Annotated in this window: 14 protein-coding genes and 1 tRNA gene; 5 read left to right on the top strand and 10 right to left on the bottom strand. The window is 61.5% G+C overall.

Annotated elements, in window-relative coordinates:
- The first annotated feature begins 77 nt into the window (after positions 1-77).
- From QMC81_03990 to QMC81_03970, 5 genes are all read left to right on the top strand, one after another.
- Positions 78-854 (top strand): sulfide-dependent adenosine diphosphate thiazole synthase, encoded by a 777-nt coding sequence (locus tag QMC81_03990; protein MDI6906641.1) that lies wholly within the window; start codon positions 78-80, stop codon positions 852-854.
- 58 nt (positions 855-912) lie between these two features.
- Complete coding sequence (locus QMC81_03985) at positions 913-1,449, top strand: acyltransferase (protein MDI6906640.1); 537 nt, start codon at positions 913-915, stop codon at positions 1,447-1,449.
- Positions 1,433-2,092 (top strand): DUF1405 domain-containing protein, encoded by a 660-nt coding sequence (locus QMC81_03980; GenBank protein MDI6906639.1) that lies wholly within the window; start codon positions 1,433-1,435, stop codon positions 2,090-2,092. The genes QMC81_03985 and QMC81_03980 overlap by 17 nt, the downstream gene beginning before the upstream one ends.
- A 47-nt stretch (positions 2,093-2,139) precedes the next feature.
- A tRNA-Leu gene (locus QMC81_03975) sits at positions 2,140-2,227 on the top strand.
- A 118-nt stretch (positions 2,228-2,345) separates the two neighbouring features.
- Positions 2,346-3,026 carry an NAD(P)H-dependent oxidoreductase gene (locus tag QMC81_03970; GenBank protein MDI6906638.1) on the top strand — a complete coding sequence of 227 codons (681 nt, stop codon included), beginning with the start codon at positions 2,346-2,348 and terminating at the stop codon, positions 3,024-3,026.
- A 79-nt stretch (positions 3,027-3,105) separates the two neighbouring features.
- Here the strand turns inward: QMC81_03970 and QMC81_03965 are convergent, their stop codons facing one another.
- The 10 genes from QMC81_03965 to QMC81_03920 all read right to left on the bottom strand — a co-directional run.
- Entirely contained in the window at positions 3,106-4,713 is a 1,608-nt protein-coding gene (locus tag QMC81_03965; protein MDI6906637.1) for a methyl-accepting chemotaxis protein, read from the bottom strand.
- A gap of 121 nt (positions 4,714-4,834) precedes the next feature.
- Entirely contained in the window at positions 4,835-7,006 is a 2,172-nt protein-coding gene (locus tag QMC81_03960) for a diguanylate cyclase (protein ID MDI6906636.1), read from the bottom strand.
- A 12-nt stretch (positions 7,007-7,018) separates the two neighbouring features.
- A complete protein-coding gene (locus QMC81_03955) occupies positions 7,019-8,110 on the bottom strand; it encodes a hypothetical protein (protein MDI6906635.1) in 1,092 nt (363 codons plus the stop codon).
- Between the two features lie 466 nt (positions 8,111-8,576).
- Entirely contained in the window at positions 8,577-10,226 is a 1,650-nt protein-coding gene (locus QMC81_03950; GenBank protein MDI6906634.1) for a PAS domain-containing protein, read from the bottom strand.
- 180 nt (positions 10,227-10,406) lie between these two features.
- Positions 10,407-11,984, bottom strand: a complete 1,578-nt coding sequence (locus QMC81_03945) for a methyl-accepting chemotaxis protein (protein MDI6906633.1) — start codon at positions 11,982-11,984, stop codon at positions 10,407-10,409.
- A gap of 94 nt (positions 11,985-12,078) precedes the next feature.
- Complete coding sequence (locus QMC81_03940) at positions 12,079-13,512, bottom strand: diguanylate cyclase (protein ID MDI6906632.1); 1,434 nt, start codon at positions 13,510-13,512, stop codon at positions 12,079-12,081.
- A gap of 315 nt (positions 13,513-13,827) precedes the next feature.
- Entirely contained in the window at positions 13,828-14,211 is a 384-nt protein-coding gene (locus tag QMC81_03935) for an HIT family protein (protein ID MDI6906631.1), read from the bottom strand.
- A gap of 38 nt (positions 14,212-14,249) precedes the next feature.
- Entirely contained in the window at positions 14,250-14,501 is a 252-nt protein-coding gene (locus QMC81_03930; GenBank protein ID MDI6906630.1) for a Smr/MutS family protein, read from the bottom strand.
- The gene (locus tag QMC81_03925; protein ID MDI6906629.1) at positions 14,473-14,661 is read right to left on the bottom strand and encodes a hypothetical protein; all 189 of its coding nucleotides are present in this window, start codon (positions 14,659-14,661) and stop codon (positions 14,473-14,475) included. The genes QMC81_03930 and QMC81_03925 overlap by 29 nt, the downstream gene beginning before the upstream one ends.
- Before the next feature lie 250 nt (positions 14,662-14,911).
- Positions 14,912-15,523 (bottom strand): hypothetical protein (locus tag QMC81_03920; GenBank protein MDI6906628.1); only part of this gene is annotated, 612 nt, incomplete at its 5' end.

Raw genomic sequence — 15,523 nt, 5'->3', positions numbered from 1 at the left:
TTGACGGGAAAATCTGGACAATTATAATTGTATAGGTAACAACCTAGACTATTTATATAACCCGGGGAGGACATACCATGCAGTTGGACGAGCGCATAATAGCCAGGGCAATCATCGAACGTTATACCGAAAGGCTGCTCGCCAGCCTCGACGGGGATGTGGCCGTGGTGGGCGGCGGACCGGCCGGGCTTACGGCGGCCTACTACCTCGCCCGCGCCGGCCTGAAGACCGTCCTCTACGAGCGCAAACTAAGCCTGGGCGGCGGGATGTGGGGCGGGGCGATGATGCTCAACGAGATTGTCGTGCAGGAGTCGGCCCTGCCGATCATGGAAGAGGTGGGCGTCAACTGCCAGCCCTTCGACGAGGGCTATTACACGGCGTCGTCCGTCGAGTCGGTCGCCGCCTTAACCCTGGCCGCCGCCCGCGCCGGGGCCACCCTGCTGAACCTGGTCTCCGCCGAGGATGTCTGCCTGCATGAGGAGCGTGTCTCGGGCCTGGTCCTCAACTGGACGGCCGTGGACATCGCCCGCCTCCACGTTGACCCTATCGCCGCCCGTTACCGCTACGTCATTGATTGTACGGGACACGAGGCCCGCATCGTCAACCTTTTATCCCGCAAGGCCGGCGTTACCCTTCGCACCCCCCAGGGGCGGACCGTCGGGGAACGGCCCATGTGGGCCGAGGTCGCGGAAACCCAGGTCCTGGAATATACCGCCGAAGTCTACCCCGGGCTCTGGGTGGCGGGGATGGCCGCCAACGCCGTCGCCGGGGGCTACCGGATGGGGCCCATCTTCGGCGGAATGCTCCTTTCCGGCCGGCGCGCCGCGGAACAGGTGGCGCAGGCCTTACGATAAAGCCTAAGATCCCCGGATGCGTTCGGGGCTCTTGCGCCTCCGAAGGGGATGGTTCGACGTGCGCCGCCTGACGAGACACCCCGTTCCTCCGGACAAGAACAGCCTGTGGTATTGTTACCGGGACAAGAGCCGTGCCCGGGTGGTCTTCAACGCCACGGTCATCTGGCTCGCACGCTACATCCCCTGGCTGGGCTTGAAGAACCGCCTTTACCGTTTCCTCGGTGTGAAGGTCGGCAGGAACGCCGCCGTCGGAGCCATGGCTGTTTTTGATTTCTTCTACCCGGAACTGATCACCCTCGGCGACAACTGCGTCATCGGCTATAACGCCACCATCCTCTGCCACGAGTTCCTGGTCGAGGAGTACCGCACCGGCCCGGTGGTCATCGGGCCCAACTGCCTCATCGCCGCCAACACCACCGTCCTGCCCGGGGTGACCATCGGGGCCAACACTTACGTGTCCGCGGGTTCCCTGGTAAACCGCGACCTGCCCCCGAATGTCCTCGCCGGCGGCGTTCCCGCCCGGATAATCAGGCCCCGCGAAGCGGTGGCCACGAATGATGTTCCCGCCGAGATCCGCCGTGCGCGCGTCCGCTGACCGTAAAACCGCCCCCGGGGGCCTTTTGGCCTGGCTGCTCGCCCGCCCCCGGGCACTGGTCGCCATTCTCCTGGTCAACCTTGGCGGCACGGTTTGGGGTTTCATCTGGTACCGGGAACAACTGGCGGCCACCCCCTGGTATTTTTGGCCCTTTACTCCGGAGTGCCCCATCCAGTCCCTGCTCTTCGCCGCCGTCATCGCCCTGCGCCTTTTGGCCCGGCCCTGGCCCTTTCTCGAGGCCTTCACCCTCCCGGGCCTGATAAAGTACGGCACGTGGACCGTGGGCATCCTCGGCCACCACTGGGCGACCGGCGGCGTGCCGGACCTGGAGGGCGTCGCGCTTTTTGTCGCCCATCTCGGGATGGCCGTTGAGGGACTGGTTTTCCTGCCGCTCCTGGTACCCGCCCGTTACCTCGTGCTCCTCGTCGGGCCCTGGTTCGCCCTCATGGACTGGCTGGACTACGGCGTGGGCCTCCACCCCTACCTGCCCGGCGGGGACCAGATGGGCGTGGCTACCGGTCTGGCGGCCGCCGGGAGCATCGCCGTCACCCTCTATACCTTGACCTGGCTACGCAGCGCGCCCACCGTCCGAACGCGCCGCGGGCGCCGCGCGCGGACGCCCGGACGTCCGCAAGGCCGTTGACAGTGACCGTACGCTGTGCTATCATAGTCATTGTCATAAGAAGCCGTGCGGCAGTGGCGGAACGGCAGACGCGCTAGACTCAGGATCTAGTGGGCACTTTAGCCCGTGGAGGTTCAAATCCTCTCTGCCGCACCAATAACGCATCCAACCACTTGACCATCCCTTGGCAGGTGGTTTTTCTCTTTTGTATAGATCGTAACGGTCACGGGCAGCCTGTAACCAGAAATCCGAGAGGCAAGGTGAGGAAAAAGCCATGCGCGCCCTGATCGTCTATGCCCACCCGAACCCTAAAAGCTTTAACCATGCCATCCTTGAAACGGCACAGGAAGCCCTGCGCGACGGCGGCGCCGAGGTACGTGTCCGCGATCTCTATGCCGAGGGCTGGGACCCGAGCCTCTCCGCCGGGGACTTCGAGAGCCTTCTCGCGGGCCGCGTACCCGACGACATCGCCCGCGAACAGGAGGCCGTTTCCTGGGCCGACACCCTGCTCATGGTTTTCCCTGTCTGGTGGTTCGGCCCGCCGGCCATCCTCAAGGGCTGGTTGGACCGCGTCTTTTCCGTCAATTTCGCCTACCGGTCCACCGACCACGGCCTGGAAGGCCTCTTAAGAGGACGCCGGGCACTGGTCATATCGACGTCGGGCGCCGATGAGGCAGCCGCCGGCGCCAGTGGGATGATTCAGTCGATGCGCACCAGCCTGGTGGAGGGCACACTCCGGATGAGCGGGCTTGCCCCGGTGACCTACCGCAACTTCTACGCCGTCCCCTTTGTAAGCGACGCCGACCGTCACGCCATGCTTGATGAGGTGCGGCGCCTTGTCGGCGGGCTGTCCGGGATGCACCCGGACGTCGGCCGTTTCGGCGTTCTCCACGAGCAGCCCCCGGGCTGGTCCGCGGCCGGCGCTCCGCCCGAGCACCTTCCGGGCCCATACTGAGACGGAACGCAGGGCGAGGGGGCTCTCCTCGGAGAGCCCCCTCGCGCTTCAACCCCTTCGTTCTCCCGGATGCTCAGCGTCACCGGGAACGTTGGCCCAGTCTGAACCGGTCGGCCAGAGACTCCAGTTCCCCCGCCAGCCGCGCAAGGGTCTGCGTGGTGGCGGATACCTCTTCCACGGTGGCCGTCTGCTCCTCCGTCGCCGCGGCCACGTTCTCCACCCCGGCCGACATCTCCTCGGCCGCCGAAGCAACCGCCTGGATCTGATCCGCAAGATCCTGAACGGCGGTGATGATCTTTTGGAAGGTGGTCTCTACTTCCCCCACGACCTTTGCCCCGGCTTCGACCTGGGCTGTGCTCCGTTCCATGCTTTGGACGGCTTTCTGCGCGTCTCCCTCAATGGTATTGATGAGCGCATAGATCTCGCTGGCGGCCCCGGCGGACTGCTCCGCGAGTTTGCGCACTTCCTCGGCGACGACGGCGAACCCTCGCCCGTGCTCCCCGGCCCGGGCCGCCTCAATAGCCGCATTCAGGGCGAGAAGATTGGTCTGGTCGGCGATATGCGTGATCAGTTCCACGATTTGAGTGATTTTACCGGCGGAGGCGCTCAGGCCGTGCACAACGTTCCTGTTGGCGGCCGTGACCTCCTGGATGGCGTCCATCTGGGACTTAACGTCTTGGAGGACCTCGTTCCCTTGCCTGGCCGAGCCGGCGGCCTCCGTGGACAATTGGGCGATCTGCTGTGCATTGTTGGCGACGGTTTCCACCGTGGAGGAGACCTCGGCGATCGTGGACGCGTTCTCACTGGCTCCCGCCGAAACGCTCTGGGCGCTGGCGGACAATTCCGCGGCGGAAGAAGAAACCGTCTGCGCTTTTTCCTGCAGCTCCTTGACCATCTCCCTCAGGTTCACAAGCATCGTGTTAAAGGAGGCGGCCAAACGCCCGGTCTCGTCCCGGGACCGGACCTTGATCTCGTCACCGGTCAGGTCGCCGGCGGCAATCCTGGCCGCTCCGGCATCGACCAGACTTATCGGCGCAGCGATCATACGGGCGACATAAAGCGCGATGACCAGCCCCAGGATGATGGTCACGGCTGTGATGATGTTGGCCACAAACATCTGCCTCTTCGCCGCCGCCGCCGTCTGCGCGACCCCGTCGTCCAGGCGCTGCCGCTGTCGTTCGGCGACAGCATTGCCGGCATCCACCACCTTGCCGACGATTCCCTTCTGGGAGGAGAGGTACTCGGCCAACTGCCTTTCCGCTGCCAGGCGCTCCTCCCCAGTGGCGGCCTCCCGGGCGGCCACCAGGGAAATGACCCGTTCGGCGTATTGTTTGAAGGCCAAGGATGCGTCAGAGAACTCCTTGTAGATCCTCTTCCCCTCGTCGGTCTGTAGCAGAGGTTCAATCGCGGCCAGGTGGGCATCCGCGTTTTGCATCCGCTCCCGGCACTTCTCGCCGTCCGCCGGGTCTCCCCCTATTACGTAAGACCTGACGCTGGCGGCGGCGCTGCTGTAGTCACCGACGGCCGCCTCGGCCCAGGCATAGGCGTAGCCCTTCGTCTTGATCAGGGCATTGTAATCCTTGTCGACTCGGGTCAGAGTCCAGACCAGAAACAGGCAGCTACACAGCGCTAGCAGCAGGACTACCCCGAAGCCGGCCAACAGCTTTCCTCTTATGGTCAGAGTCATTCTATCCCCGACACGCCGGCGCCGCACTCGGTCCGGTGCGGCGTGCCGGTCCACCCCCCATGCTGATTTCTCTAAATCCCACTTAGGAATATTTAGAATCTTAAGGCCCACCCAATATCGTCTAAGCCGTTATAAGCGCCTCCTTCCCCACAGGCATTCCGTCATCCACTCTTGTGGCCGGCTCTCTCGCCAGGACCTCATTGATAAACAATGACGCAAGCTCCGGATCGAACTGTGTGCCCGTACACCTCTTGATCTCGGCCACGGCCTCGCCGGCACTCCTTGCCCGCTGGTAGGGCCGTTCGGAGGTGATGGCATCCCAGCTGTCCGCAAGGGCGATGATACGAGCCGGCAGGGGAATCCGTTCGCCGGCCAGTCCGTCGGGATATCCGGTTCCATCGTAGCGCTCGTGATGATGCAGGATGGCGGGGATGATGTCCTGCAGGGGCTTGAGATGACGGATGATGGCGGCGCCCGTCACCGGATGGTCCCTGATGAGCCGGCGTTCCCGCTCGTTTAAGACTCCGGGCTTATTGAGCACCCGCTCCGGAATGCTGACCTTGCCGATGTCGTGCAGGAAGGCTGCCAGCCTGACCATCCTGACTTCCTCCGCCGTAAGACCGGCCGCCCGAGCCAGGCGGCTGGCCCAATAGGCCACCTTTTCCGAATGACCGTAGGTGTAGCGGTCCTTGCTGTTGACCATGGCCAGCAGGCCCCCGACGTTGTATAGAAGCCCCTGCTCCTGGGGCCAATCGGCCTGCAACTCCTTAAAGGCGGAAAAGTACACCTCCACCCTGTTCTTGGCATTGCGCTTGGCGGTATACAGAGCCTCGTCGGCCAGCCTGACCAGCCCGTCGGCATCATCAGCGTCGCCGGGGTAACAGGCCACCCCCACCGAGACCGTGACCCGCCCGTCAGGCAGCGCCTCGCGGTGCGGGAAATGGTACTCCCTCACGGCGCGCCGTATCCTTTCCCCAAGCTCGACCGCCGCGGCCTCATCCGCGTCGGACAGGATAATGGCGAACTCGTCCCCGCCATACCGGGCGACGATGTCCGAAACGCGGGCGTTCCTTTCCAGTATCCGGGCCAGGGTCTGCAGCAGTTCATCGCCGGCCGGGTGCCCGAAGCAGTCGTTGTAGCTCTTAAAGTTGTCCACGTCCAGCATCAGGAAAGCCAGCCGCCCTCCGCCCGCCTCGGCTTCAGCCACCTTCCGCACCAGGGACTCCCTCAAATAGGTGTGGTTGTAGAGAGCGGTCATGCCGTCCCGAATGCTGAGCCCCCGCAGGCTTTCCTCTACCAGCTTCCTTTCCGTAATGTCCCGGACGATCAACGCCGCCCCGTGAATGGAGCCGCCTTCCGACCTGAGCGCCTGGCAGTCGACCAGCAGGGTATGACGCCGGCCTTCGCTGTCCTCATAATCCCGTTCTATATTGCAGGCATCGTCGCCGCTGGATATGACGTCCTCCACCGGGTACGAAAAGGCCACCTCGCCCGGTTGCGCCCGGCCGCTAAACACGCCGGAGAAGCGCCGGCCCACGACCTCTTCCCGGCGTATGGTGAAAATACTCTCGGCCACGCGGTTGACCGAATGGATGCGGCCGTCCCGGCGAATCACCATTACGGCGCTATGTGAATTCAGTAATACTAGTCGGTAGACCATATATTCCAGGGCCATCCGGTGGGCAACCAGGCTTCCGCCGGTCAACCCGGCCAGGATAATGAACAGTACAGCGCCGATCCCCCAGTAGAGCGCCCGGCTTGCCTCAAGGCCCGCCAGGCCGACCAGACTGTAGGTGTCCTTAAGGCGTTGGCCTCTGAGTGCTTCCTCGGAGGCAAGCATCTTTTCAGCCAGATCTTGTACACGGCTGCTCTCGGCGGCACGAACCGCGGCGGCCGTATCGCCCCGCTGCACCAGGGGGATTATCTCCTCCCGGCAAGCCTGGGTGTACTCTTCATGCGCGGCCAGCATTTGTTCCGTCAGGGGCCTGCGTGAATCACGTACACTGCGCAGCAACTGTTCAATCCGCACGCGGTTGAGTTCGGCCTGGCGATGGAATTCATCCAGACAGATCGGGTCCTTGTAGAGCATATACCCCCGCATAAAATAGGCCTGGGCGAGCAACCCGTAGTGCAGTTCGTCCGAGGCCACGACCTTGTCTATTTGCTCAGGGAAACCGCCCAGGACGTCTTTGACCTGTTTCATTTCATAGAGCACGAGGGCACTTAAGGCTACGGCGCCCGCCAGCACTGCTACCGACCCGAGTCTCAGGCCTTCCTCGACTTTACGCCGCATTCTTGCTGCCCCCTATCCGCTTCTTTGAGCCTCAGGTGTATGAACCACCGCCCGGATCAATCCCCCTTCCTGGTTACTGTGCAGGATCACCCGTCCCCCGTAACTCACGATGACCGCCTGCGCCACCGCCAGACCGGCCCTTTCGGTGTCCTCGGCCTTCAACCGCCGAGTGGATTCCGTCCCGGCCATTGATCGTCCCGAAGCCGGAGAAGCCCCGGAGGCCTCGATAACCACTTCGACTTCCCGCTTTTTTTGAAGATAGGCGCATTTAATGTGCAGTTGCCTCAAAGGCCGGTTTTTCATCGCTTCCAGAACCGGCCAGGCCAGTTCAAGGAGCGCATACCGCAGGACCCCCGGTTCGGCGCGCACGAAACACGGGAGGCGGTCGAACTCCCCGTTCACCCGTACTAAATACGACGACGCCAATATCTCCAGTTCAGGCACCAGGTCCGCCACCAGAGTGTTTAAATCGAACACACTTCGTGGAGCCTCACAAGCCGAAAAGAAGCTGAGAAAAGCGCCCATCCTGGCCGCGAGCTCATCAGCGGCCCTCAGTACCTGTTCCGCACGCCGCGCCGCCGCCGTTCCCTTTAATTCCTCAACGAGAAACTGCGCGTAGCCCCGGATGACGGACAACGGGTTGCGCAAATCGCCGGCCATCGCCCTTGCCACACTCTCCAGCGCAACGCAATCCCTTTCGGGCGGGCCGTATCCAATGCTCCCCGAGGAGAGGCACCGCACGAGAATCAACCAGAGCCCCCCGCTCCCCGTGCCTTCGAGAGCATGGGCATAAATGCGACAAGGAACCGTCTTGCCGTCAGCCGACACCAAGCTGACGGCGATTTCTTTCCCGGAACGGTTTGGTCCATAAAGTGTTTCGCTGCAAGTAATGTAACTGATGTCGTCCGCATACAAGACCCGGGTCTGACATCCCACCAGCTCATACGGCCCGTATCCCAGGAGTTTACTCAAACCCCGGTCATGCCAGACAATGCGGTGGTTCCGTACCACGGCCAGACCCTGGCGGTGTTCTCCTGCCGGCTCTGGAACGTCCAAGCCCCCCGCCGTATACAGTTCCGATTCGGTAATGGTGGAGTTAAGCACCGGATACGTCCCCACCCTTCCGGCTAATTGGAGGTCCGGACATACCGATTAACCCGACGGCATATAGAAACTCCGTAAACGAAGCGACAGCCCCTTCGTCACTGGGGCGGATCAAAGGCCTATACGCCAGCTTCTTGAACCAGCATACGGTACAAGGCCAAAATTCGACAAGTTTCACATTCGCAGGAAATGTGCCAATTGGCGTAAATAATTACTTGGGGCTTACGCATGGTACAGTCTGCTACAACTTTCAAGTGCATGGGATGGACTATCTAGCTATTGCTAAATGCCACCCCGATCCAATTGTGACCTCATGATCCACTGCAGGCATGGGGGGGATTATCCAGGACGGTCAATCTGAGCAGCGGCAACGCCTGTCGGAGGCCTACCCGTCTATAACTCACAGGGACTAAAAAAGGCGCCCGCAAAGGGCGCCTCTCTCTCCCGGCCCCAACCGGCCTGCCTGTCAAACCGCCGTATCATCCAGCAGGCAATAGATGCTTTCCAGGGCGAAGTTGGCCCTGCGGGCCAGCGCCAGGGCGTTCGGCAGGCTGGGAAACTTCGCGCCTTTCTCATAACGGAGATACTGGCTGAGGTTGAGGTCCAGGACCTGGTGGGCAAACTGCGCCGGCGTCATCCCGCGGTACATTCGTACCTGCTCCCAAAGGACGGCCACGGACAGCCCCTCCTTCGGGGCCCTGGCTACCCGGACTCCGTCCAGGCCGGCAATATCTTTAAAACGTACCGCCAAACGCCCCGTGGTCCCGGGGTCATCCCAAAGGCTAACAGTTCCTAGTTTTTGCCCACCGGCCTCAACCGAATGATTGTCAAGGACAAACACCCGTTCTCGGCCCGACCTGTCCGCCAGGGCATAAAAACGGCCTTCGGTAGACATCTGAGGCGCAGCCCCGTCGAGGGACGTCATCCTCTCCGCGTCGTCTCTCCTCTTCGACGGGCCGGCAACGTCACGCCCCAACGCGCCGAGCCTGACTCCTATGACCGCCTCGGCGTCAAACCCCGTCTTGCGTTGAAAAGTCCCGTTCACATACACTATGCGTCCGAAGGCATCCGTAATCACGACGCCGAACGGCAGGCTGTCAAGGGCTTGTCCCACAAGTTCCATCTTCTCGTCCGTCCGCCGCACTCTTCTTTCAAGCCGACGCTGATAAGTCACGTCTTCGAATAGAACCAGGCACTTGCCACAGTCCTGGTTTTCGGACCACACCGGGTGGATGCTATACGAGAGGATGGTGTCCTCGCCATCCAACCGCACGGTGATCTCCTGTCCGAAAATGGGCCGTTCCCCGTACAGCGCTTCCGCGATTTTTGCCTGCAGTTCCGCCCAGTCAGCCTCCAGCAGGGCAGGGGCCTCGGCAAAGACGTTCCTGCCAAGCACATGGCTTGCATCCAGGCCGGTTATCCTCTCGGCCGCATGGTTCCAGACCACTATGTTGAGCCTGCTGTTGACCACCATGGCTCCCATGGGCAGCGCGTCGAAGAGACCGTGGGTTTCCTTCTGCATTGCCTCCAGGGCCCCGGCCTTGGCCGCCAACTGCTGCTGTAAAGTAACCCTGGCGAGGTCGGCTTCAATAGCATGTCCGGCAAGCACCAGCAGGTCCAGCAGGGGCAGGGTGTCCTGGGCCGCCGCCACATACAGGCCCAGGGCGCCGACGGTTCCCCCGTCCTGGGCATGAATCGGAACACCCATCGTTACCCAGTTATGGTAAGCCGACCTGCCGTGTTCCGGCCCACGGAACATAACCGGCACTCCCCTGACCAGAGTAGTGGCGATCCCGCAGGGGCCCACAAAATCCTCAAGGAGGAGAGACCCCTTCTTCAGCCCCAGCTTCTCAACGTCCTGGGGGGAAAGCTGGCAAGTACGCACTCTCAGGCAGCACCCTTCCGCGTCAGTCATCACCAGCGCGAAGGTCCCCGCCATCCCTTGCAGCACGCCGCTCAGGCGTAACACCTGCCGGTCAAATATTTCCAACAGTCCGGCGTTGTCAAGCATTCTCTCCGCCAGCTCCGACGTGGTCACGGCGGGGACCGCAAGCGTCCCTTCGTCAACGCCGGGCGCCTCAGGACCCGTCGGACGTTCTCGTTTATCAGATACCAATAACTTCCCTCCTTTTTCGAGCGACTCGGGCAACCAAAAACCGCCTCTGCTTGTCCCATTTTACTATATCGCTGCTCTTTCAGCGATGATTTACGTGGTCCGTCGTCACTACGCGCTTCCGGCAATACTAAAGGCCGCACCTTTGAGGCACGGCCCTCGTACCTGGACTATAATGCCCGGCTATAACCTGAAACCCGTCACCTCCTCCCGCAGGCGCTCCGCCAGGCGGTTAAGCGAATCCGTGGCCGCGGCCACCTCTTCGACGGTGGCTGTCTGTTCCTCCGCCGTCCCGGTGACACTTTCGATCGTCGCCGACACCTCTTCCGTCGCCGCCGCGACGTCGTGGATCTGCTGCGCCAGGGCGTCGACTTCGGCGATAATGCTCTGGAAGGCCTGGTTGGCGGTTTGGACGATTTCGTTGCCCCTGGTGACCATCCGCAGGTCCTCCTCCATCGCCGCCACCGCGCGCTGCGCGTCGCTGCGGATACCGTTGATCAAGGCCCCGATATCCTTCGTCGCGGTGGCCGACTGTTCGGCCAGCTTGCGCACCTCCTCGGCCACGACGGCGAAACCGCGCCCCTGTTCACCGGCGCGCGCGGCCTCGATGGCCGCGTTCAAAGCCAGCAGGTTGGTCTGGTCGGCGATTAGAGTAATAAACTCCACGATCTTGCTGATCTCCTTCAGTTTCTGTTCCAGCTGTTTGACCGTCTCCCCGGCCAGGGCCGAGGCGCGCCTCCCCTTCTCCATCTGGTCCGCGACCTCTTTCAGCGTCTCCCGCCCGTTGTGGGCCTGGGCGGCCGCCTTCTGCGCCGAGGCCGCGATGGCGTTGGTGTTGTCGGCCACCTGGTGCACCGTCGCGGAAACCTCGCTCATTGCCGTGGCCGTTTCTGAAGCGGCGGATGCCACCTGTTGGCTGCTGGAGGTCAATTCGGACGTGGCTGACGTCACCTCCGCGGTAGACTTGTGTATATCGCCGACAAGTCCTCGCAAAGCGGCGACCATCTTGCCAAAAGACCGGCTGAGAACGCCGATTTCGTCCTTGGACCGGATTTCCACGTCGCCGACCGTCAGGTCGCCGTCCGCCACCCGCGTCGCCGCCGCTTCCAGCCTCTTGACCGGCGCCGTAATAACCTGCGAGATCAAGAGCGCGGCGCCGATCCCCAGCAGGATGGCGATACCGGCCACCGTCCAGGTGACCGCGGTGACCCGCTTCACCACGGCCGCAACCTGAGCCTGCGCCTTTTTCATTTCCTCCTCCTGGTAGGTAACGAATTCCCGCCCATCCTTGATGACCCCGCGCACGATACCCTTGTTCGCCAGGGTGATCCTTTCGATCTCCGCCGTTTTTTCTTGGGGGGTAAGATCCTCGCGGGCATGTACATTCATAATGGGGACCGCGTAGTCCGACTGAAAGCGCGTCAGTACGGCCCGGAAGTTGTTGAAGATTTCTTTCTCTTTCGAGGCGGTAAGTTTAGGTTCCGTATCCCGCAAGGCGCTCTGGACCAGTTTCGCCTGTGCGTCATATTCTTCGCGATACTCCGGAAGGCCCGTCAGCAGGTAGGTCCGCATCATGAGCGCCATATATTCATAGGCCAGCAACATCTCTTCCGTCTGCCGCACGAGGCCTACGCGATGGTCGATCAGCTCCCGGTAAGAGCGGTCGACCCTGGAGACTTGAGTCACCGTCAGGGTGGCAATGGTCACCAGCATGACAAGGACCACCAGGTAGCCGGCCAGGATCTTCTGTCGAACACGCATCTCAACGCCTCCTCGTATACTTTGAATTGGACAAACTGTTAAGTTAATGATTGATCTTATGGGCGTCCTCTAAAGTCGATATATCCGTAATACATCAGTGAGCCTTATCGCCGCCAACGACACGGTCTACAAAGATCTCAGCCAGTTCAGGGTCGAACTGACTCCCGGCACACCGGCGCAGCTCGTCCAGCGCCGCCTCAACACCAAGGGCGCGCCGGTATGGCCGGTCGTTGGTCATCGCGTCGAAGGCGTCCATGATTGAGAGCATCCGGCATGGAAGGGGAATGGCGAGGCCCGCCAACCCGTCCGGGTATCCCTTACCGTCCCATCGCTCGTGGTGGTACCGTATGAGCTCGGCCAGCGGAGCCATTTCGGCCACACTGCTCGCGATACGGTACCCGATTTCACTGTGCCGTTCCATTTCACGCCTCTCGGCGGGGGTCAACGGCCCCTCTTTGAAAAGGATACGGTCCGGCACGCTGATCTTCCCGATGTCATGCACCACGGCCAGTATGCGTAAGCGTTCACTGTCAACGGCACTTAAATTAACAGCAGAGGCAAACCTCTCGGCCATACCGAGCAGCCTGTCACTGTGCGCGCCGGTGATATCATCCCGCTCGGCCACCAAAACCTTTAGCATACTGATGACGGAGCGGGCAACCCCGCTCCGGCAGGATTTTTCCGTGCGGTAGAGATCATTGTTGGCTGCCAGAAGAACCGAGGCCATGGGCACGTCACACCGGTCTGCAAAAGAAACGCCGGTGAACATCGCCAGGGGTTCATCCGGCGCCGCTCCGGCCCTAATAAGCTGGACGGCGAGTTCGATTTCACCGGCGCGCGAACGAGCCGTTTCCACACCGGTCTGGCGAAGGACCGCCGCGAACTGGTCATCGCCCACCCGCGCCACGACATCGCCCGGTTGGAACAAGGACTCGATTGCCCGCGCCACCGTGCGTAATACTTCATCGGCTGCAGCATCGCCTTTGGTTATCCCAAGCTGCCGCAGTCCTTTGAGTCGGGCCACGATAATGCTGACCGGCAGGGCCTGCGCGCAACCGTCAAGACGTTTCACCTCCTCCCGGAAAAAGCGCCTGTTGTACAAGCCGGTCAACGGATCACGAAAACTGAGGTGTTTCATCTGTCTCTGCAAGGTCTCCAGTTCACGCCGCCTGACCTGCAATTCCTCAGCCAGCTGTGTGACAGTCGTAAGGCAGGCTTCCTCCGCCGCGTCCGCAACCCTGAAGATGGTTTTCAACACGGTCGGGAGAACCGGGCCGGTGTCCGGGAGAGCAAGGTTGGATGAGCCGGCGAGGCCCAACTGCACCCTTGCCGTAACCGCGTCACCCACGGGGATGTCCCACTCCAGCCTGTTATCATGGCCTTTCTGCGAACGACCCTTGATCTCCACCATTGTCCCGTCAATCACAACCCTTGCCCAGGCCACCTCGGGATTTACTTCGGCGATGACGCGCAAGGCCTCCTCCAACAGGTTCTTTTTGAGGAACGTCAAGTACCTGCCCGCGGCCATATGAAAAGTATCACCTCCCTGGGTTGCCAAATGGACTCATTTATCTCATATGACACACTGCTAATGATTGCAATCACAATCACTATCTCCCATAAAAGAATAGCTCTTCAAATCTGGAGCAAACGACATATTCTGCCCTTTTTCGGCTTTTCTTGTATCCATCACCATGCCTCAACCACCTTTGCCCTCGACCGGCTCCAGCCTGCGAAAGACCCTTTCCCGCCAAGCACTGCGCGAGCACCGCGCGGGCTAAACCGCATCCCCGTGGGCGACCGGCCCGCCGGGTACCGGCAGCTCAAGGCCCTGGTGGATGCCCTATTCTCTCTCCCAGGCCGTTACCGGCTTCTTTACCCTTCGCAGCCCCCCGGGAGGCCCCTCGACATCCCCGTTGAAGCGGGGGATCATATGGAAGTGCAGGTGCCGGATGACCTGTCCGGCGCAGGCGCCGACATTCGCCCCCACGTTGTAGCCGTCGGGGTGATAGCGCTCCTCGAGCATGCCCCGCACCCTGTGCAGCAAGTCGTAAATGGCCAGCATCTCCTCCGGTGTGGCTTCGAACAGAGAGCTGAAGTGCCGCCGGGGGATGATCAACGTGTGCCCCGGATTGACGGGGTACTTGTCATAAAACGCCAGTGCCAGGTCATTTTCGGCAATGATACTGTTCGCCGGCAAGTGACAGAAAATACAGTCTTGCCTCAAACCCGATACCTCCTGACTCTTCACCACATGCGGCGAGGCTATCTTATATCCAGGATGCAGGACCCGGGGTTATCCCGTTCCGGCGTGGCCGCGACCCCGGCCGTCCGCCGCGCGTAGTCGTAGACCATCTCCGAAAGGACCTCGCCGCACCCGTGGATCACCCGCAGCCGCCCGCCGCCGCGCCGCCGCATCTCGCGGATCTCACGCTCCAGTTCGGCCAGCGCCTCCCGCCTGGTAAATCCGTGAAGGTCACATTCGTTGTTAACCTTGACCTTGCCCGGACGGGCCATCGACCTCACCCCCCGTCTCTTTGGCCCGGGGCACGCCCAGTCCGTCCAGATAACGGATAATCCGCGGCACCGGCACTTCGCCGGCGGCCACTTCCGATCCATCAACAAACACCACGGGCGTACGCGCCGCGGCCATCGCCGCGCCGTAGCGATAGGCCACCGTCACCCGGGAACCGTAGAGACGCTGCGCTAATCCCTCCAGCAGCCGGTAGATGAACGACAGGTCGCGTCCGCCGGACGCGCACCCGCCCGGCGCTCACCCCGGCCTTCCGTACTCATTGGCCGGGACGTCGCCCACGACCTCCACCCTAATACGCATCCCGTATCCCTTTCCCGCAGCGCTATTGTGCCGCCCCAACCGGCACCCGGATCAAGTCCTATCCGGCCCACCGAAGCCCGGGCTCCAAGGATTAGGCGGGAAACCAGCTGCGCAGAGTAAGTTTGAGCTTGACAAACGCTGGATCAACGCAGCGTGCTAAACTAACATTTTGAGCAAGTCGCTGGTAGAGCGAAGAGGATCGCGCCTTACCCGCTAGGTATAGAGCCTCTTCGACGGCTTCCTTGGGTCGCCGGGGCTTAAGTTCACCCGGACGCAAATAGCCTTTTAGAATGAGCCAGGTTCGCAAGTCGGGCTGCATCCCGGCCCAACCGAGAATCCTTTCGACATGCGGTGAATTGCTCCAAACCCAGACTTCCAGTTCCGGATCGATGACCACCGCCGCCGCCCGGCCATTCCACCCCGATGTCGCCAAGCGCTCTTCGATCTCCTTTTCCAGCACTTTGCGGGTCGGTGTTTCACTACCGCAGCCTTCGCGGTCAAGTACAACCAGCGCATACTTGTACTGTTTTATAAGTCCTCGCAAAAAATCGTGAGCACGCAAGCGACAACCCGGATCATGTTCCGGGTGAACAAAGAAGTCATTGGTTATTTGGCGAATGTTCAAAGCGTCGCAACGAGTCAGAATTCCCTTGACGGCAAACTCAATATTTCTATCGGAAACAAGGACTACCATGTCTTTTAC

Source organism: Thermoanaerobacterales bacterium (assembly GCA_030019475.1).
Taxonomy (GTDB): Bacteria; Bacillota; Desulfotomaculia; order Desulfotomaculales; family JASEER01; genus JASEER01.
This window is presented reverse-complemented; position numbering and strand designations above follow the sequence as displayed.